Origin of the sequence: Rathayibacter sp. VKM Ac-2928, assembly GCF_022815545.1 — a bacterium.
GTDB lineage: Bacteria > Actinomycetota > Actinomycetes > Actinomycetales > Microbacteriaceae > Rathayibacter > Rathayibacter festucae.
On record NZ_JALGRU010000004.1, the window covers coordinates 168597 to 186842 of the forward strand.

The window sequence follows — 18246 nt, forward strand, 5'->3', positions numbered from 1 at the left end:
CTACCCTGGAGGCATGCCTCTGCGCGGAACCCGACCCCCGTCCGTCCTGCTCCGGCGCGTCCTCGCGGTGCCGCGCGCCGTGCGCCGGGCCGATGCCCGCGCCGCCCGGAAGCTCAACGCGCGCCGTCCGGTGCCGCTCGTGGACGGAGCGCTGGTCGGGCTCTCGCGCGCCGCCGATCACGGGGTGCTCTGGTTCGGGCTCGGGGCGCTGCTGCTCCTGGCCGGCCGGCCCCGCGAGGCGGCGCGGGGAGCGGCGTCGCTGGCGGCGGCGAGCGCCGCGGCGAACCTCGTCGGCAAGCAGCTCTTCGGCGGGGTCCGGCCGCTCGTGGTGGATGTGCCGGTGGGGCGGCGGCTCGCCCGCGTGCCCACCTCGCCGAGCTTCCCCTCCGGCCACGCGGCGAGTGCCGCCGCCTTCGCCGCCGGGGTCGCGCTCGAGAACCCGCGGGTGGGACTCGCCGTCGCGCCGCTCGCCGCGGCCGTCGCCTTCTCGCGCCTGCACGTCGGGGTGCACTGGCTCTCCGACGTGGTCGGCGGAGCGGCGCTCGGCGCGGCCGTCGCGGGCCTCGGGAAGGTGCTGGTGCCGGCGCGCCCGCGGCACGTCCCCGTCTCGGAGCGGACGAGCCGGCCGCCGGTCGACGTGCGTCCGCTCGGCGACGGTGCCGGCCTGCTGGTGGTGCTCAACCCGAGCGCCGGGCGCGACTCGCACCGGCCGGATCCGGAGCCGCTCCTCCTGCAGCGCTTTCCCGCGGCGCGGGTGCACCGGCTGGCCGAGGGCGAGGACCTCGGCGACGTGGTGCGCTCGGCGCGCGCCGGCGACGCTCCGCCCGAGGTGCTGGGCGTCTACGGCGGCGACGGGACGATGGCGGTCGGCGCGGGGCTCGCGCGGGCCGAGGGGATGACGCTCCTGGTGCTGCCGGGCGGGACGATGAACCACTTCGCCAAGGCGCTGGGCCTGGTGACGATCCAGGACGCGCTCGACGCGGCGGCGCACGGCGAGCGCCGCGACGTCGATGTGGCCGAGGTGACGGCCGGGGACGCCGAGCCGGTCACGGTGCTGAACACCGTCTCGATCGGGCTGTACCCGGAGTTCGTGGCCGCGCGGGAGAAGCGCGAGAAGGTGATCGGCAAGCCGCTCGCCGCGGTCCTCGCCGCCTTCGAGGTGGTGCGCTCGACCGACCCGTTCGAGCTGCGGCGCGACGGGCGGACGGAGCTGGTCTGGTCGTACTTCGTCGGAGTGAACCGGGAGCACCCGCGCACCGCGACGCCGCTCGCCCGCCGGCGCCTGGACGACGGGCAGCTCGACATCCGCGTGCTGCACTCGGGACGGACGCCCCGGACCCGCGGCGCGGTGTCGCTGGCGCTCGGGCGGGGCGCGACGCCGGTGGTCGGGCGGGTGCCCGGCTGGCGCGCGCCGGTGGTCGAGTCGGCCAGCACCGCGGGCGTCGTGGTCGGCGCGCGGCGACCGGCCGGCGTGGACCCGGAGTGGGCGCACGACGGCGAGAGCGAGGTGTTCGACGGCGAGCCGGACGGGTTCCACGAGGCGAGGGTCCGGATCGTGCCACTGGCGCTGCGGGTCTACTCGGCGGCCGACGACCGCGGGCACGGCGGGGGCGGTGCCGGGAAGTAAAGCCCCCGGCGGATGTCCGCCGATCCGCCTGCGCGCCGGGGAGCGCGTGCCACCCTGGGGAGGGAGCCGGCCGGGCTCTCCTGCAGCCGGCCGCTCCGCCGACTGAAGGAGTCCGCCGTGCGACGCATCCACTACGCCGAGGGGAGCGTCCTCACCGGGGACGACATCGCGGACGCGGTGCTCGAGTACGCCCGGATGCTCGCCTCGACGGCGACCGCGGCCACGGTGGAGATCCCCGTCCGGCGCGGGGGCGGCGTGCTGACGGCCCGGCTGCTGCTCGGACCGTCGAGCCAGATGCTCGTCGAGGACGAGCCCGAGGACGCCGCGGAGATCGTCGACGAGGCGCTGGTCGCGGAGCTGGCCGACCGCGCCCGCCGACTCGGCCGGCCCGTGCCGATGGCGACCGACGACGACCTGGCGATCCCTTTGGACGTCCTCGACTACTGAGCCGAGTCCTGCGCTCCCGAGCGCTCGGCCGCCGGTCGGTCCGTCGCGGTCAGGGCCCGCTCGAGATCGTCGAGCGCGGGCACCTGCCCGGCGGTGATCTCCTCGCGGGCGCGATCGAGCGGCAGCCACTCCGCACGCTCGATCTCCGGGTAGGCGCGGATCACTCCGGAGCCGCGCGGCCACTCGAGCTCGAAGGTGTTGCTGGCGACGAAGGCGATGTCGGCGGCGCACTCGGCGGCGAAGACGGTGACGGTCTTCCCGGAGCGCTGGCGGTAGGCGCCGAGGAGCGCGTAGTCGAGGTCCGGGGCGGCGACGCCGATCTCCTCCTCGAACTCGCGCCGAGCGGCGTCGAGCGGTGCCTCCTCGGGCGTGTGCAGGCCCTTGGGGATCGACCAGGCCCGCGGGCGGCGGGTCCACAGTGGGCCGCCCATCCGGCCGAGGAACACCTCGCGCTCGCCGCCGCGCAGCCGGTGCAGGAGGATCCCCGCGCTCGTGGGTCCCGTCATCGCCGCGCTCCGCTCATCCGCCCATCCTGCCGCCTGCCCGGGCCGCCGTGGAAGGATCGAGGGGCCGACCCGCGATCCGCCCGGAGTGACCCGCATGAGCAGCACCGAGACCAGCCGTACCGAGACCAGCGCCGCCGAGACCGTTCACACCGGAACCGGTGCCGAGGCCGTCGGCGGTGCGCTCGTCCTCCGGAGGCTGCGCGAGGAGCTCGGCGACGCGGTGACGACCGAGGGGCCGGACTTCGAGTCCGCGCACACCGACAAGTCGGGGTGGACCGCCGGCGGACGCGCGCTCGCGCTGGTCCGCGCGCGCTCGGTCGCCGACGTGCAGGCGACGCTCCGGCTCGCCACCGAGCACCGGGTGCCGGTCGTCCCGCGCGGTGCGGGGACGGGGCTCGCCGCGGGGGCCGTCGGGCGCGACGGCGCGATCGTGCTCTCGACGGCGGCCATGGACCGCATCCTGGAGATCTCGCTCGAGGACGAGCTCGCGGTGGTCGAGCCGGGCGTGCTCAATCAGGCGCTGTCCGACGCGGTCGCCGCGGACGGGCTGATCTTCTCGCCCGACCCGGCGAGCAAGGCGATCTCGAGCATCGGCGGCAACATCGCCACCAACGCGGGCGGGCTGCTCTGCGCGAAGTACGGGGTCACCCGCGAGGCGGTGCTCGGTCTGGCCGTCGTGCTGGCCGACGGGCGCCTGGTGCGGACCGGGCGGCGCAGCGTGAAGGGCGTCGCCGGCTACGACCTCACGGCGCTGCTCACCGGCTCGGAGGGGACACTCGGGGTGATCGTCGAGGCGACGGTGAAGCTCCGGCCGATCCCCGCGGGCCGCGTCGTGACGATCGGCGCGTACTTCCCGAGTGTCGTCGCGGCCGCGGCCGCCTCGGCAGCGATCACGGCGGCCCGGCTGCGACCGGCGGTGATGGAGCTGATGGACGAGGGGGCGCTCGCCGCGATCGGCCGCTACACGGGCGCACAGCTCGACCGCGGCGCCGCCTACCTGCTCGTGCAGACGGACGGCGGGGGAGCGGAGGACGAGGCGCGCCGGATCCTCGCGATCGTCACCGGGGCCGGCGGGGACGCCGAGTCGACGGACGACCCGGTGGCGGGCGAGGCGCTGCTCGCGGTGCGGCGGGCCTTCCATCCCGCGCTCGAGGCCGAGGGCGAGGTGCTGATCGAGGACGTCTGCGTGCCGCGCTCGGCGCTGCCCGCGATGTTCGCCGCGATCCGCGGGATCGAGGAGCGCACCGGGCTGAGCATCCCGACCGTGGCCCACGCGGGCGACGGCAACCTGCACCCGAACTTCGTCGTGCCAGCCGGGTCCGACGGGGTCGGCGAGGAGGTCTGGGCGGCGGCGGGCGAGCTGTTCCGCACGGCGCTCGCGCTCGGCGGCACCCTCACCGGGGAGCACGGGGTGGGGCTGCTGAAGCGCCGCTGGCTCGCGGAGGAGCTCGGCGAGGACTCCATGGCGCTGCAGCGCGGGATCAAGGCGGTGTTCGATCCGCTGGGGATCATGAACCCGGGCGCGGTGTACTAAGAGCTTCCGCCCGGATCAGAGGAGCTCCTCCGCGAGCAGCCAGGCCGTCAGCACGATCGTGGCGGCCGACATCAGCCAGTAGAGGATCGTCTCGCGCCAGGAGCCGGCCGAGCCGAGGACGGGGATCGCGGCGTAGCCGCCGGACGTCCAGAGCCGCCTCAGCACGGGCGTGCGGCGCACCCAGCGCGGGGAGCGGATCCGCAGCGGCCAGAGCCAGTTGATCCCCTCGGTGGTGAGGGCGTCGCCGGCGACGTGCACGAGGTAGCCGAGGGTCGCGGCGACCTGCAGCCAGGCCCAGGTGCCGTCGGCGAGGGTGACCAGGAGCACGGTCACGACGAGCGCACCGGCCCAGGCGATCGGCCAGGAGGGCGCCGCCCTGACCGCCTTCGCGGCGAAGGCGATCGCCGGCAGGGTGAGCACGGCGGCCAGCGAGACCGGGCCGACGAGCGGCACGGGGAAGCGCAGGGCGACCAGGAGCGGGATCAGGTACCAGACGACGGCCACGGCGAGCAGGGAGTGCATCCCGTGCCGGTGGCCGCCGCTGATGCGGCCGGCGGTCGCGGTGAGGAGGGACGCGCCGGGTGCCGAGCGCGAGATCGTCGCCCGGGCGTGATCGGCGTCCGGGACGAGTGCCCAGCCGGCGGCGACGCCGAGACCGACGAGCCGCAGGTCGAGCGGCAGGCCGGCGAGGCCGAGCGGCGCGGCGAGGGCCGGGACGGTCGTGACGACGGACCAGGCGAGCGCGCCGGAGACGGCGTGGGAGCGACCCATCACGAGAGTGCCTCCGCGGTGTGGAGATGCGCGGGTGGTGTGGAGATGCGCGGGTGGAGATGCGGAAGGTGGAGGGAGGAGTGTGGTGGGCGATACCGGACTCGAACCGATGACCTCTTCCGTGTGAAGGAAGCGCGCTACCAACTGCGCCAATCGCCCTGACGGCCGTCTTGTGGACGACCCGAGAAACGATCGTAGCGGATCCGCGGCGCTCCGATGCACCGGGAACGGCGCGCCACGCCCGGGTGAACAGCGGGTTGCGGGCCGGTTTCGCGCGGAACGACGCGGGTCCGGCGTCGCGGTGCATGAATCGGGGCGCCGTCGATTTGGAAGTTCGCGCGGCGTTCGGATACAGTCTTCTAGGTCGAGCCGGGCAGCGAAAGCGCCGGGGAGACAGGCAAGACCAGCAATCGGCAGCAAGACAGGAATCCAACACATCATGCGGATGTGGCGCAGTGGTAGCGCATCACCTTGCCAAGGTGAGGGTCGCGAGTTCGAATCTCGTCATCCGCTCGAAGAACCGGCCCTCGGGCCGGTGTTTCACCTGGTAGGCCCCGGGAGCTCACGCTCCGAGGGGCCGCCGACACCGAATCCCGTACACGGTGGATTGGCCGAGAGGCGAGGCAGCGGCCTGCAAAGCCGTATACACGGGTTCGAATCCCGTATCCACCTCGATCGTTCACCGAGCGAGGCGCTCCTCCGGGGGCAGCGGGCGATTGGCGCAGCGGTAGCGCGCTTCCCTGACACGGAAGAGGTCACTGGTTCGATCCCAGTATCGCCCACCACGACGACACCCCCGGCCCCGGCCGGGGGTTCGTGCGTTAACGGACCGGATCGGTCTAGCCTCGCAGGGTGTCAGCCTCGATCGCCGTCGGTCACGGCACCGTCCTCCGCCTGATCGTCCGCGAGGACGGTCCCGCGCTCGCCGAGGCGTACCGCCGCAACCGGCGCCGCCTCGCGCCCTGGGAGCCGCTGCGGTCGGCGCGGTTCTTCGAGGCCGGCGGGCAGACCGACGCGATCGCCGACGCGCTGCACGGGCACCGGTCCGGTGCGCTGCTCCCGCTGGTGCTCGAGCGCGGCGACGAGCTCGTCGGGCGGGTGACGCTCTCGAACGTGGTGCGCGGCGCCTTCGACAGCGCGGACCTCGGCTACTGGGTCGACGGCGAGCTGGAGGGCCGCGGGGTGATGACCCGCGCGGTCGGCGCGACCCTCGGCCTCGCCCGCGACGAGCTGCGGCTGCACCGGGTGCAGGCGGGCACGCTGCTGCACAACGTCGGCTCGCAGACGGTGCTCGAGCGCAACGGCTTCGAGCGGATCGGAGTGGCCCGGCGCTACCTGCGGATCGCGGGGGAGTGGCAGGACCACCTGCTCTTCCAGGTGCTGCTCGAGGACGCCGCGACGCCGCCGCTGCTGCCGCCGCAGCCCTCGCCGATGCGGCTCGTCTAGGGTGAGCGCGCCGACGCTCGCTCGGCGCGGGCAGCCGGAGGGACGACGGACGATGAGGCGCACGATCGGCGGACGCGGGTTCGACTTCGAGCGGGAGGTCGCGGTGATGGCGGTCGTGAACCGCACGCCGGACTCCTTCTACGACAAGGGCTCCACCTTCGCGCTCGACCGGGCCGTCGACGCCGCGGTGCGGGCCGCCGAGCAGGGCGCCGACTGGGTCGACATCGGCGGAGTGCCGTTCGGCCGCGGGCCCGCCGTCTCGCTGCAGGAGGAGCTGGACCGGGTGGTGCCGGTGGTCGCGGCCATCCACGGGCGCAGCGACGTGGTGATCTCCGTCGACACGACCCGCGCCGAGGTGGCCCGGGCGAGCATCGCCGAGGGCGCCTCCGTCGTCAATGACACCAGCGGGCTGCACGATCCCGGGATGCTCGCGGTGCTCGCGGGCTCCTCCGCCCAGCTCGTCGTCACCCACAGCGTCGGTGCGCCGCGCAGCGAGCCCACGGCGCCGCAGTACGACGACGTCGTGGCCGAGGTGATCGAGCACCTGCGCGTCCGGGTGGACCGTGCGCGGGCCGCGGGGATCCCCGACGACCGGCTGATCGTCGATCCGGGGCACGACCTCAACAAGAACACGCTGCACACGCTGGAGCTGACGCGGCGGCTGGGGGAGCTGGCGGTGCTCGGGCTGCCGGTGCTCGCGGCGGTGTCGAACAAGGACTTCATCGGCGAGACCCTGGACCGGCCGCAGGGCGAGCGGCTGGAGGGATCGCTGGCGGCGGCGGTGATCTGCATCCTGAACGGCGCGCGGATCGTGCGGATGCACGACGTGCGGCAGGCGGTGGACGCGGTGCGGCTGACGGAGGCGGTGCTCGGCTGGCGGGCGCCGGCGTATCTGCGGCACAACGTCGCGGCCGGCGAGACGGCGGACCGCGCGTGAGCGCGGCGATCGACCGGCTCCGGCCGGCGCCCGCCCAGGACCTCGACGACGAGCAGCTGCTCGCGGCCTACGCGGACGGCGCCGGTGACGCGTGGCTGCGGGTGAACTTCGTCTCGAGTATCGACGGCGCGGTGACCCGCGAGGGGGTCTCGGGGGCGCTGGGCGGGGAGGCGGATCTGCGGGTCTTCGACCTGCTGCGGCGTCTGGCCGACGTGGTGCTCGTCGCGGCGGGCACAGTGCGGACCGAGGGCTACGGGCCGATGGTGCTCGGCGACGAGGCCGCGGCGGCGCGGACGGCGGCGGGGCTGCCTCCGCACCCGGTGTTCGCGATCGTGTCGGGGTCGCTGGACCTCGATCCCGGGTCGCGGATCTTCACGGAGGCGCCGGTGCGGCCGATCGTCGTGACGACCGGGGCGTCGCCGGAGCGGCGGCGCGCGGAGCTGGCGGAGGTGGCCGACGTGCTGGTCTGCGGCGAGGACGCGCTGGACGCGGGACGGATGCGCGCGGCGCTCGTCGAGCGCGGGCTCGGCCGGATCCACTGCGAGGGCGGTCCGGGCCTCCTCGGCACACTGCTGGCCGCGGACGCCGTCGACGAGCTGTGCCTGACGATCAGCCCGTCCCTCGAGTCGGGCGACGCCGGCCGCATCGCCCGCGGCGCTGCGACTCCGCGCGAGATGCGCCTGGCCCACGTGCTGGCTGCCGGCGACACCCTCCTCCTCCGCTACCTGCGCTGACCCCTCCCGCGAGATGCCACTTGTGCACACGACACGCCGAGGATTGCGTGCACAAGTGGCATCTCGCGGGAGGGTGGGGGCATGAGCGGGCCGGATCTGAGCAGGCAGACGTCGATGGTCGGGGTGCGGGTGCCCGAGGTGGCGATCGCGCTCAACGGGGGAGTCGCGCCGGAGCTGGTGTGGCGGAACCAGCTGGACGGGCTGACCTTCCGGGTGCGGGACGGCTACCTGAAGTGGAACCCGCGGGCGAGCGGCGTCGACCTCGGGCGGGAGGCGGTGCGGCTGGAGTGGCTCGCCGGACGGCATCCGGTGCCGCGGATCCTCGAGCGCGGGGAGGACGCCGAGGCGCAGTGGCTGCTGACGGCGCCGCTCGATGGCGCGAGCGCGGTCGCTCCGGCGTGGATCGCGCGGCCGGAGGAGGCGGTGCGGGCGATCGCGGCGGCACTGCGGGCGGTGCACGCGCTGCCGGTGGCCGACGTACCCGCGGCGCTGCGCGGCGACTCGTGGTTCGATCGGCGCCCCGCGGCGCTCGGTGCGGCTCCGGCGCTGGACGAGCCCGTCGTCGTGCACGGGGACGCCTGCGCGCCGAACACTCTGATCGGCAGCGACGGCCGCTGGTGCGCCTCCGTCGACGTGGGCGATCTCGGCGTGGGCGATCGCTGGGCGGATCTCGCGGTCGCGGCGGTCAGCCTCGGCTGGAACTACGGCGAGGGCTGGGGGCCGCTGCTGCTCCGCGAGTACGGGATCGAGCCGGACGAGGAGCGGGCGCAGTACTACCGGGAGCTGTGGCGGCTCGAGTCCTGAACCGAGTGCGACTCGGGAGCTCGGCCATGCTGATCGGGCAGCCCGCTGAGCGGGCGTATCGAGATCCGCCGGCGTCGGATCAGGAGTCCGCGGAGCTGGTGTGCTGAGTGCGGTGGGTCTCGATACGCCCCTGCGGGGCTGCTCGACCGGCATGAGCTCGTGGCGCCACCTGCTGCGGTTGCTCGACCAGCATGTCCGCGGGTGTCTCAGTCTTTCGCGGCCGCCTTCTCGGAGTCCTTCGCGGCCTCGTCGTCCTGCGAGGGGCCCTTCTGGCCGCGGTTCTCGCTGGAGAGGCGCAGCCAGCGGCCGTCGCGCACGTCCTTCTCGTGGACCGCGGCCTTCTTGTCGCTCGCGGCGGTGTCGCGCGGGGGGAGCTGGATGGTCTCCTCCGCCTCGATGCCGGCCTGGAGCTCGCGGCCGCGCTCGAGCTCGGCGTCGAACTCGGCGCCGAAGAGCAGGGCGATGTTGGTGATCCAGATCCAGAGCAGGAAGACGATCACGCCACCGAGCGAGCCGTAGGTCTTGTTGTAGTTGGAGAAGTTGGCGACGTAGAAGGCGAAGCCGACGGAGGCGAGCAGCCAGATGGCGAGGGCGAGGATCGAGCCGACGCTGATCCAGCGGAACTTCGGCTGGCGGATGTTCGGCGCCCAGTAGTAGAGGATCGCGATGGTCAGCACCGCGATGATCACCAGCACCGGCCACTTGGCGATGTTCCAGACCGACAGCGCGGCGGGGCCGAGACCGACGACGTCGCCGACGGCGGTGGCGACCGGGCCGCTCAGCACCAGGATGAGCGCGGCGACGACGATGAGGATCACGGTGACGACGGTGACGCCGAGCATGGTCGGGCGCAGCTTCCAGAACGGGCGGCCCTCGTCGATCTCGTAGACGCGGTTCATCGCGCGGCCGAAGGCGCCGACGTAGCCGGAGGCGGACCAGAGCGCGCCGACGAGACCGGTGACGAAGGCGACGCCGGCGGCCGGCGAGTTGACCAGCGACTGGATCGGGTCGCGCAGCAGGTCGACGACCTCGGCGGAGGCCAGGTTGCCGACCAGGTCGAGCACGGTCTGCGTGGTCGCCTGCGCCTGGCCGAAGAGGCCGAGGACGGAGACGATGGCGAGCAGCGCCGGGAACAGCGCCAGCACGGCGTAGTAGGTGAGGGCGGCGGCGAGGTCGGTGCACTGGTCGGCGCCGAACTCGCGTCCGGTCTTCTTCAGGACGTAGAACCAGGAGCGCTTGGTGATGTCGGTGACGTCGTCCGGCTTGCGCGCGTCGTCGGGCTCGGGCGCGGTCTTCTCGCGGGTCGTGCTCTTCTCGGCCATGCCGCCACGCTATTGCCCCGCGCGGGAGAACGGTGGCCCCTTGACGCCGCGCCGCCCGATCCGGGAGGGGAGCGCTCTCAGACAGCGCCGTCGACCGGGTGGCCGCGGGCCGTGCTCCCGCGACGGCGCCTCAGCCGGTGCCTCAGACGCTGCGGCCCTGACGGCTCGCGGCGAGGATCCCGAAGGCCAGGAAGGAGCAGGTCGCGGTGAGCACGATCAGCAGCGGGGCGTCCCAGCCGCCGCTGAGGTCGTGCGCGAGGCCGACCACGGTCGGGGCGGTGGCCGCGACGGCGTAGCCGAGGCCCTGCACGGTGGCGGAGAGCCGCGAGGCGTGCCGGTCGGAGCGGGAGAGGCGCACGAGCAGGACGAAGACGACGGTGATGCCGCCGCCCTGCGCCGCGCCGCCGAGCAGGCACCAGAGCGCCCAGAGCTGCGGGGCGAGCAGCAGGCCGAGCGGGACGGTGCACCAGAGCACGCCGATCAGGACGATGCTGCCGAGCGGGCGGAGCCGGCGCACCACCAGCGGGACGCCGATCGCGCCGATGATCGCGGCGATCTGGAAGACGGAGGAGCTCGCTCCGGCCGCCTCGATCGAGAAGCCGTTGCGGTCGACCAGGAGCGAGGGCAGCCAGGCGGTGACGCCGTAGTAGGAGAAGGCCTGGCTGGCGAAGCAGACCGCGAGCGCGAGCACGGTGGCGCTGCGCCAGATCCGGGGCGCCGGCTCCTGCGGTCCGCGCGCGGCCGGCGGGCGCGGGGCGGGGCGGAGGGCCCGGGCGGGTCCGCGGGCGAGCAGCCAGCCGGCGACGGCCAGGACGTTGAGCACCAGCCAGGCGAGCAGGGCACCGCGCCAGCCGAGGACGAGGGCGAGCGGCGCGGTGCCGAGCGAGGTGATGGTCGAGCCGATGTTGAGCGCGGCGGTGTAGACGCCGGTCGTGAGGTCGACGCGCTCGGGTGCGACGTCGCGGCGGATGACGACGGGGACCACGACGTTGCCGATGGTGATGAAGACGCCGATGAGGATCGTGCCGGCGACGACGGAGACCACGTCGCCGGCCGAGCGCAGGATCGTGCCGAGGGCGACGCCGAGCACGGTGACGGTCACCGCGGCGTCCGGCCCGACCCGGCGGATCACGAGCAGGGCCAGCGGCGTGGCCAGGGCGAAGCAGAGCACCGGGATGCTGGTGAGGACGCCCGCCTGGCCGGAGGAGAGCGCGAGGTCGTCGCGGATCGCGTCGATGACGGGAGCCACGGCCACGATCGGGCCGCGGAGGACCAGCGCGACCAGGGCCACGGCGACGACGAAGAGCCAGGGGGCGCTCCGCCTCGTCACGCCTGTCAGCTGGAGAGCCCGGCGGCGCGTGCCAGGAAGGACAGCACTCCGAAGACGACGCCGATGACACCGGTGATCAGGCCCGCGGTGGCGAAGCCGCGGCCGCCGAGCTGCGCGGAGGCGGCCCGGCCGCGGACGCCGAAGACGATCGCGAGGATCGACGGGACGAGCAGCGGGTTGATCAGGATGCTGGCGATGCCGAGGACGAGGCTCGCGATCGCGAGGGAGTTGCGGCGTGCGGGGGCGGCGCCGTAGCCGGCGGCCGGGCCGTAGCCGGGGGCCGGTCCGGAGCCCGGGGCGACCGGGTACTGCGGGGCGGCTCCGTAGCCGGGGGCGGCCCCGTACCCGGGCGCGGCTCCGTAGCCGGGGGTGGCGGGCTGCTCGGGCTCGGGCGTCCCGTAGGCGGGAGCGGGCGGCACGGCGGGGCGCGAGCGATCCGTCCAGGCCGCTCCGTCCCAGTAGAGCTCGGCACCGAGGTCGGCGGGGTGCGGGTACCAGCCGGGCGCGGGAAGAGGGGCGGAGTCGTCGGGCATGCGCTGATTCTAGGACGGCGGCGCGGAGCAGTGCGGCCGGGCGGCGGGACCGGGAGCGCCGTCCCGCCCGGTCGCCGCCGGGTGCGGGACCGCGGCGCAGGGCAGGATGGACCCGTCGAGCGGGCTCGCCGCGCGGTCGCCGGAGGAGGAGCCATGGGCTGGAGCATCGTCGAGGTCGAGTGGGCGGACCCCCGGGCCGAGAGCCTGCGGTCGGCGCAGCGGGTCGAGCTGGACGAGCGCTACGGCTCGGACGACCACGAGCCGGGGACGCCGCCGTCCGCCGAGGACGTGCCGGTGTTCCTCGTCGCCGTCGACGAGGGCGGCGCCGCCATGGCCTGCGGCGGGCTGCGCCCGCTGCCGGACTCGGTGCTCGGGCCGGACGTCGTCGAGGTGAAGCGGATGTTCGTCGACCGGTCCGCCCGCGGCTCCGGAGTCGCCGCGGCCGTGCTCGCCGCGCTGGAGGACAGGGCCCGCGAGCGCGGGGCGGTCCGCCTGGTGCTGGAGACGGGCACGCTGCAGCCGGACGCGATCCGGTTCTACACCCGGCAGGGCTACGCGCCGATCCCGCTGTTCGGCTCCTACCTCGGCTCGGAGCACTCGGTCTGCTTCGGGCGCTCGCTGCGGCCGGCGCGCGTCGAGGCGTCGGCGGACGTCGATCCGCGCGCCGAGGTCGGCGACGGGACGCTGGTCTGGCACCTGGCCCAGGTGCGCGAGCGGGCCCGGGTGGGCCGGGACTGCGTGATCGGCCGGGGCGCCTACCTCGGCCCCGGCGTCGTGGTCGGCGACCGCTGCAAGATCCAGAACCACGCGCTCGTCTACGAGCCGGCCGTGCTCGGCGACGGGGTGTTCGTCGGCCCCGCCGTGGTGTTCACGAACGACCTGCGGCCCCGCGCCGTCACTCCGGACGGGGCGCTGAAGTCGGCGGACGACTGGCACGCCGTCGGGGTCGTGGTGGAGGAGGGCGCGGCGATCGGCGCCCGGGCCGTCTGCGTCGCTCCGGTGCGCATCGGTGCCTGGGCGATGGTCGCGGCCGGCGCCGTGGTGGCAGCCGACGTGCCGCCCTTCGCCCTCGTGGTCGGCGTGCCCGCCCGGCGGGTCGGCTGGGTCGGGCGGGCCGGTGCGCGACTCGAGGCGGCCGGAGACGGTGCGGACGGCGCTCTCTGGCGCTGCCCGGAGACCGGCGAGGAGTACGTCGAGCGCGACGGGGTGCTGAGCCGGGTCTGAGGTCCGCGCCTGCCCCGCACCGGGCCCGGCCCGCACGGCGTCCGGCGCCGCGGCCCGCTCAGCTGCGGTGCGGGGTGAGCCCGCTCCGCTCGGGGACGGGGTCGCGGTGCCGGACCAGGGCGGGCGGGGTGCTGTGCCCGGCGTGCGGGGCGGCGCGGAAGGCGGGCGGGGCGTCGTGCGCGGAGGTCGTCGCGCTCGGCGCGGCGATCGGGAGGCGCGGAGACGGTGCCGCCGCCGTCGAGGTGCCGGCCGCGGCGCCCCGTCGTCCGGCGCGCCGGCCGTCGACGGCGCGGGCGATCGAGATCGCGCCGAAGAGCAGCACCACGCCGCCGACGGCGACCATGATCACCGCACGGAGCCGGTCCGAGATCTGCTCGACGGCCTTGCCGGGCGTCTGCACCTCGAGCGCGGTGAAGAGGTAGCGGTCGTCCGCGCCGTTGATCGTCTGCATGCTGCGCAGCGTGTCGACGAGCCGGTCGCCGAGCGCCGTCGTCGTGGCGAGCGAGCCGTCGGCCGTCGGTGCGTCGGCGGTCACGCTCAGCAGCAGCCCCTGGCCGGCCCAGGCCGAGCGCTCGACCGCGAACTGGGTGCTGAGACCCTGCGCGGCGAGCGCGTCCGCGGTGTCGTCGCTGTTCATCACGGTGACGAGCACCTGGGCGGCGAGCGAGTTGTCCGAGGAGCGCAGGTACGGGTTGTCGGAGTTCAGCGCGGCGAGGGCCGGGTCGGCCTCCAGCTCCGCGGTGGAGGGCAGCTTCGGATTGACCAGCGCGTAGGTCGCGGTCGAGGCGTAGGTGCGCGGTGAGAGGACGAGGACGTAGGCCATCGCGGCGACGGTGAGCACGAGGACGACGCCGGCGAGGAGCCGGTGGCGCCAGAGGGTGCGGAGAACGGAGACGGGGTCCATCAGGACAGCCTTTCTGGGACGTGATCGATCGCGCCGCGGGCGGGGACGGAGGCGTCCGTGCTCAGGGCGGAGGGGAGTCCGAGCTCGGCGCGGACCAGGAGCCAGCAGCTCCCGGACAGGCCGAGCACGAACGGGTACAGCAGGGCGAACACCGGGAAGCCCAGTGAGTCGAAGGTGGCGGAGGCGACCGCGGCGACCGTCGCGGAGGCGGCGACGCTCCCGGTCAGGGCGCGCAGGCGCGGGTCCCGGGCGAACTGGGCGGCGATCAGCCCGAAGAGGGCCGGGACGCCGAAGTAGGCGAGCACCGCGACGGCGCCGAGGAGGCCGAGCGTGATGGCGGCGCCGAGGTACTGGTTGTCGAGGATGAGCAGGGCGCTGTCCGGGAGGTAGGTGCCCGGGCCGGTGCCCAGCAGGGGCTGGTGCGCGACGAGGGCCGCCACGCGCGGGTAGTTGTCGAGGCGGTTGGTGATCGAGGAGTCGCTGGTGCCCGCGCCGATCGAGCCGGTGAGAGTGCCGAGCAGACCCGGCGTGGTCACGAAGAACGCCGCGACGGCGACGGGCGCGATCACGTAGCCCCACCTCCGCGCGTACGCGGGCAGGAAGACCGCGCAGACGACTGCGCCCACCACCAGGGAGAGCACCCCCGACCGCGAGACCGTCAGCGCCAGGGCGACGACCAGCAGCACGCAGGAGGCGGCGCGGAGGAACCGCGGAGACGTCCGGTCGTACAGCAGCCGCCAGACGGCGAGCGGCAGGAGCATCGCCGAGACGACCGCGAGCTCGATCGGGTGGAAGGTGGTGCCCGCCACCCGGGTGAGCCCGTCCCGGTCCTGGAACGGCGTGCTGCCGCCGTTGTCGACGAAGCCGACCATGACGCTCCGGATCCACTCGACCGGGTCGACGTGGGTGGTGAACTGGATGATCGCCACGATCGCGCAGAACGACGCCGCGTTCACGAGCGAGCCGAGCAGCACCCGCGCGTCCTCGAGGGTGCGCACGCTCTGGGTGGTGACCAGGGCGATCCCGGCGGATGCGAGCAGCAGCAGCAGCCAGCGGTCGGCGCTGAGCTGCCCCTCGCCGGTGCGCGGGATGGTGTCGTTGACGGCGTAGCGGACGTAGGACGCGATGCTCACGAGCAGCAGCAGGGTGAGCGCGGCCCGCCCCGGGTGGCGCATCGGGATCGGGTCGTGCAGCCCCAGCAGGGCCGACGCCGCCCACGCGCCGGTGAGCAGCAGCGCGAGCACCATCGCGACCGAGCCGGACGCGCCCAGGGGAGCGAGCACCTGATCCGCGGGGAAGAGGAACAGCGCGTAGGCGACCAGGCGCAGCAGCGTCGGTGGTCCGGTCCGCTCGATCATGACGGCCACGGCTCAGGCCCCCGACTGCGCGGAGGAGGCCCGGCGGGTGGTCTCGTCGCGGGTCCAGCCCGCCGCCTGCCGCTCCGGCAGCCGGCTGGCGAGGGCGAAGCAGAGGTAGACGGCGGCGTCGGCGAGCTCGAGCGGACCCCGGGCGGCCCGCAGCACCTGCACGGCCGTGCGGGACGAGCGGCGCTCGCCGCCGGGGGTCGCCGCCGCCAGCTGCGCGCTGCCGCGCTGGGTGCGGCGCAGGACGCCGAGCAGGCTGGTCGCGCTCCGGGGCACCTGCACCACCGCGGGGGCGGTGGCGACGACGGCGCGCTCGGCGACGGAGAACCGGCCGTCGACGAACTCGTCGTCGGCGATCAGCGCGGGGAATGTCCCGATCCGCTCGTGTCCCGGGCCGCTGACGGCGTAGCCGCCGGCCCCCCAGAGCGCGGTGTGCAGCGAGGCCGTGCGCGAGCGGGCGCGGTAGTAGGCGCGGACCAGCGGGTCGGCTCCGGTCGCGTCGTAGACCGCCGTCGGCCGGGCGGCGAGCAGCCCGCCGCGGGTGACCGCGTCGAAGACGTTCCAGACCGCGTCCGCCGTGACGCCGACGTCCGCGTCGAGGTAGAGGCGCGGCCAGGTGGCGGCCACCGCGTCGCCCGCGTTCAGGGCCGCGGTCTTGGACGCCTCGGCGATCTCGACCACGGTGACGCCGGCGAAGCCGCGCGCGATCTCGGCGGTGGCGTCGGTGCAGGCGTTGCAGACGACGATCACCTCCAGGGCTCCGCTCGCAGCGGCGGCGGCCAGCGGCGCCAGGGTGCGGGCGATCACCGCCTCCTCGTCGTGCGCGGGGACGACGACCGAGCCGCTCGGGTGCGGTGCGGCGAGCGGGCGGGCGAGCGCGCCGGAGGGGAGCGAGGCGAGCCGGGCGCCGACCGCGAGCGCGAGGGCCGCGTGCCGGTGCTCGCGGCCTCGGGCGCCGGGGAGGGCGCTGCGGGCCGACTCCGCCGCCAGCACGACGAGGCGGAAGGTGCTCGAGTACAGCGCGCCGTGGAACTTCTGCACGTAGCGCACCCGGTTCACGGCGAGCAGCGCGGCGAGGGCGGTGGAGGAACCGGAGCCGCCGCCGTCGTGCACGACCTGCGCGGCGGGCTCGAACCAGGCCTCGGCGCCGAGGTCGCGGGCGCGGCGGAAGTAGTCCGTCTCCTCGGAGTAGAGGAAGAACCGCTCGTCCCAGTCGCCGAGGCGGGCGGCGACCAGCGCGTCGATCAGCATCGCGGCGCCGGTGGCCCAGTCGATCCGGTGGGCGTGCCGGTAGCTCTCCGGGTCGCTGTCGGTCTCGCTGGAGAACGCGGGGCGGTCGAGGACCTTGTCGCCGAGCATTGCGTCGCCGAGGGCGCGCAGCCGGGTCGGCTCGCGGCGGAGCGAGCGCGACGGGGCGCCCGCGGCGTCGAGCAGGAGCGGCACCACGATGCCCGCGGAGGAGGAGTCCATCCGCGCCAGCAGCGTCGAGACGGCGCCGGGCAGCACGACCAGATCGGGGTTCAGCACCAGCAGCGCACCCGCGTCGCCCGCGTGCCGCCGGGCGATGTTGATCGCGGCGGCGTAGCCGACGTTGGCCCCCGCGTCGACGGCGACGACGTCGGAGTGCGCCGAGGCGAGGGCGAGCGAGCCGTCGTCGGAGGCGTTGTCGACGACGACCACGCGGATCCGGACGCCGGTCGCGGCCTCCGCGCGCAGGCTCGTCAGCAGGCGCTCCATCGTCGCGGCCGAGCGGTAGCTGACGACGAGGGCGGCGACGTCGGCGCGCTCGCCGGCTCCGACGAAGCGGGCGCTTCCGCCGGGCAGGACCACGGGCAGCACGGGGGACGGCGCGGCGGGCTGCGCGGCCCTGCCGAGCACGGGGCCGCGCTGCGGGGTGGTCGAGCTGTGCCGGCGCAGGCTCGCGTAGGCGAGCGGCCCCTCGACGAGATAGCGGCGCGCGAGGCGGCGCGGCTCGAGGGCGAGGCGCCAGAGCCACTCCACGCCGCGGTCGGCGACCCACTGCGGCGCTCGGCGGACGGAGCCGCCGAGGAAGTCGACGGCCGCGCCGAAGGCCAGCAGCACGTGCGCGCCGGTGCGCGGGCCGTGCTCGTCGATCCAGAGCTCCTGGCGGGGCTTGCCGAGTCCGACGATGAGCAGGTCGACCCGCGCGCCGCGGATCGACTCGACCAGCGCGGCGTTGGCGGCGGGGTCGGCGAGCTCGGCCCGGGAGGGCGACCAGAGCCCGGCCATCACCAGGTCGGGCCGCTCCTCGGACAGGCGGGCGCGCAACCGCGACTGCGCGACCTCGGAGCCGCCGAGCACGCCGACGCGCACGCCGTCGGTCGCGGCGCGGTCCAGCAGCGGCCCGATCAGGTCGCTGCCGGCCAGGCGCGGCCAGGAGACGCCGGTGAGGCGCTCGGCCTGCTTGGCGATCGGGCTGCCGTCGATGAGCGAGAGCCACTCGACCGGGCGGGCCGGGACGTCCAGCGGCGCGTCGGTCCACTCGGTCTCGCCCTCGGCCACGGGGACCAGGACGAGGGTCGGCGCCTCGGCGACCGGCAGGGCGCGACGCTCGAGCACGTGCTGCCAGCGTCCGCCGTGGCCGAAGTGGTTGACGTGGTCGACGTTCACGGAGAGGACGCCCAGCGGCGCGTCGTGCAGGGCGGCGGCGCGGTCCGCGATGGTGCGGACCGCCTCCTCGTGCCGGGCGAGATCGACGGGGCTGCCGCCGAGGACGACCCGGCGGTGGGTTTCGAGGGTCAT

The 18246-nt window shown here is 75.1% G+C and carries 16 protein-coding genes, 4 tRNA genes and 1 pseudogene; 12 read left to right on the forward strand and 9 right to left on the reverse strand.

Annotated elements, in window-relative coordinates:
• Positions 1-13 precede the first annotated feature (13 nt).
• Complete coding sequence (locus MT350_RS15305; RefSeq protein ID WP_243599907.1) at positions 14-1627, forward strand: bifunctional phosphatase PAP2/diacylglycerol kinase family protein; 1614 nt, start codon at positions 14-16, stop codon at positions 1625-1627.
• 117 nt (positions 1628-1744) lie between these two features.
• Positions 1745-2074: a hypothetical protein gene (locus MT350_RS15310; protein WP_123735875.1), complete on the forward strand. Its 330-nt coding sequence runs from the start codon at positions 1745-1747 to the stop codon at positions 2072-2074.
• On the opposite strand, the gene MT350_RS15315 is transcribed toward MT350_RS15310, so the two are convergent.
• Entirely contained in the window at positions 2068-2580 is a 513-nt protein-coding gene (locus MT350_RS15315; protein ID WP_243599908.1) for an NUDIX domain-containing protein, read from the reverse strand. The two genes, MT350_RS15310 and MT350_RS15315, sit on opposite strands and share 7 nt — an antisense overlap.
• Positions 2581-2674: 94 nt before the next feature.
• Here MT350_RS15315 and MT350_RS15320 point away from each other — a divergent pair, with 94 nt between their 5' ends.
• Entirely contained in the window at positions 2675-4114 is a 1440-nt protein-coding gene (locus tag MT350_RS15320; protein WP_243599909.1) for an FAD-binding oxidoreductase, read from the forward strand.
• 15 nt (positions 4115-4129) lie between these two features.
• Here the strand turns inward: MT350_RS15320 and MT350_RS15325 are convergent, their stop codons facing one another.
• Together MT350_RS15325 and MT350_RS15330 are read right to left on the reverse strand one after the other, a co-directional pair.
• Positions 4130-4885: a metal-dependent hydrolase gene (locus MT350_RS15325; RefSeq protein ID WP_127886939.1), complete on the reverse strand. Its 756-nt coding sequence runs from the start codon at positions 4883-4885 to the stop codon at positions 4130-4132.
• A gap of 83 nt (positions 4886-4968) precedes the next feature.
• A tRNA-Val gene (locus tag MT350_RS15330) sits at positions 4969-5044 on the reverse strand.
• 282 nt (positions 5045-5326) lie between these two features.
• Here MT350_RS15330 and MT350_RS15335 point away from each other — a divergent pair.
• From MT350_RS15335 to MT350_RS15365, 7 genes are all read left to right on the forward strand, one after another.
• A tRNA-Gly gene (locus MT350_RS15335) sits at positions 5327-5398 on the forward strand.
• An 88-nt stretch (positions 5399-5486) separates the two neighbouring features.
• Positions 5487-5557: transfer RNA gene (locus MT350_RS15340), tRNA-Cys, on the forward strand.
• 38 nt (positions 5558-5595) lie between these two features.
• Positions 5596-5670, forward strand: a tRNA-Val gene (locus MT350_RS15345).
• A 67-nt stretch (positions 5671-5737) separates the two neighbouring features.
• Positions 5738-6331 carry a GNAT family N-acetyltransferase gene (locus MT350_RS15350; protein ID WP_243599910.1) on the forward strand — a complete coding sequence of 198 codons (594 nt, stop codon included), beginning with the start codon at positions 5738-5740 and terminating at the stop codon, positions 6329-6331.
• A 52-nt stretch (positions 6332-6383) separates the two neighbouring features.
• Complete coding sequence (gene folP, locus MT350_RS15355) at positions 6384-7268, forward strand: dihydropteroate synthase (RefSeq protein WP_243599911.1); 885 nt, start codon at positions 6384-6386, stop codon at positions 7266-7268.
• Positions 7265-8002, forward strand: coding sequence for a pyrimidine reductase family protein (locus tag MT350_RS15360; protein ID WP_243599912.1), 738 nt, complete (start codon positions 7265-7267; stop codon positions 8000-8002). The genes folP and MT350_RS15360 overlap by 4 nt, the downstream gene beginning before the upstream one ends.
• Positions 8003-8083: 81 nt before the next feature.
• Complete coding sequence (locus tag MT350_RS15365) at positions 8084-8806, forward strand: phosphotransferase (protein WP_243599913.1); 723 nt, start codon at positions 8084-8086, stop codon at positions 8804-8806.
• Positions 8807-9012: 206 nt separating this feature from the next.
• On the opposite strand, the gene MT350_RS15370 is transcribed toward MT350_RS15365, so the two are convergent.
• From MT350_RS15370 to MT350_RS15380, 3 genes are all read right to left on the reverse strand, one after another.
• Positions 9013-10128, reverse strand: a complete 1116-nt coding sequence (locus MT350_RS15370; RefSeq protein WP_123735867.1) for a YihY/virulence factor BrkB family protein — start codon at positions 10126-10128, stop codon at positions 9013-9015.
• A gap of 142 nt (positions 10129-10270) precedes the next feature.
• The gene (locus MT350_RS15375) at positions 10271-11458 is read right to left on the reverse strand and encodes a CynX/NimT family MFS transporter (RefSeq protein WP_243599914.1); all 1188 of its coding nucleotides are present in this window, start codon (positions 11456-11458) and stop codon (positions 10271-10273) included.
• 5 nt (positions 11459-11463) lie between these two features.
• Positions 11464-11991 (reverse strand): DUF4190 domain-containing protein, encoded by a 528-nt coding sequence (locus tag MT350_RS15380; protein ID WP_127886932.1) that lies wholly within the window; start codon positions 11989-11991, stop codon positions 11464-11466.
• Between the two features lie 153 nt (positions 11992-12144).
• Between MT350_RS15380 and MT350_RS20210 the strand changes: the two are divergent.
• Both MT350_RS20210 and MT350_RS15390 read left to right on the forward strand, forming a co-directional pair.
• Positions 12145-12537: pseudogene (locus tag MT350_RS20210) on the forward strand (GNAT family N-acetyltransferase); the annotation flags it as partial.
• Between the two features lie 72 nt (positions 12538-12609).
• Entirely contained in the window at positions 12610-13215 is a 606-nt protein-coding gene (locus tag MT350_RS15390) for an acyltransferase (protein WP_243600277.1), read from the forward strand.
• Positions 13216-13273: 58 nt separating this feature from the next.
• Here MT350_RS15390 and MT350_RS15395 read toward each other — a convergent pair whose 3' ends face one another.
• From MT350_RS15395 to MT350_RS15405, 3 genes are read right to left on the reverse strand one after another with little or no spacing between them, the layout of a single operon-like run.
• Positions 13274-14119, reverse strand: a complete 846-nt coding sequence (locus MT350_RS15395; protein ID WP_243599915.1) for a chain-length determining protein — start codon at positions 14117-14119, stop codon at positions 13274-13276.
• Positions 14119-15477 carry an O-antigen ligase gene (locus MT350_RS15400; protein WP_243599916.1) on the reverse strand — a complete coding sequence of 453 codons (1359 nt, stop codon included), beginning with the start codon at positions 15475-15477 and terminating at the stop codon, positions 14119-14121. The genes MT350_RS15395 and MT350_RS15400 overlap by 1 nt, the downstream gene beginning before the upstream one ends.
• Before the next feature lie 12 nt (positions 15478-15489).
• Positions 15490-18246 carry a WecB/TagA/CpsF family glycosyltransferase gene (locus MT350_RS15405; RefSeq protein WP_243599917.1) on the reverse strand — a complete coding sequence of 919 codons (2757 nt, stop codon included), beginning with the start codon at positions 18244-18246 and terminating at the stop codon, positions 15490-15492.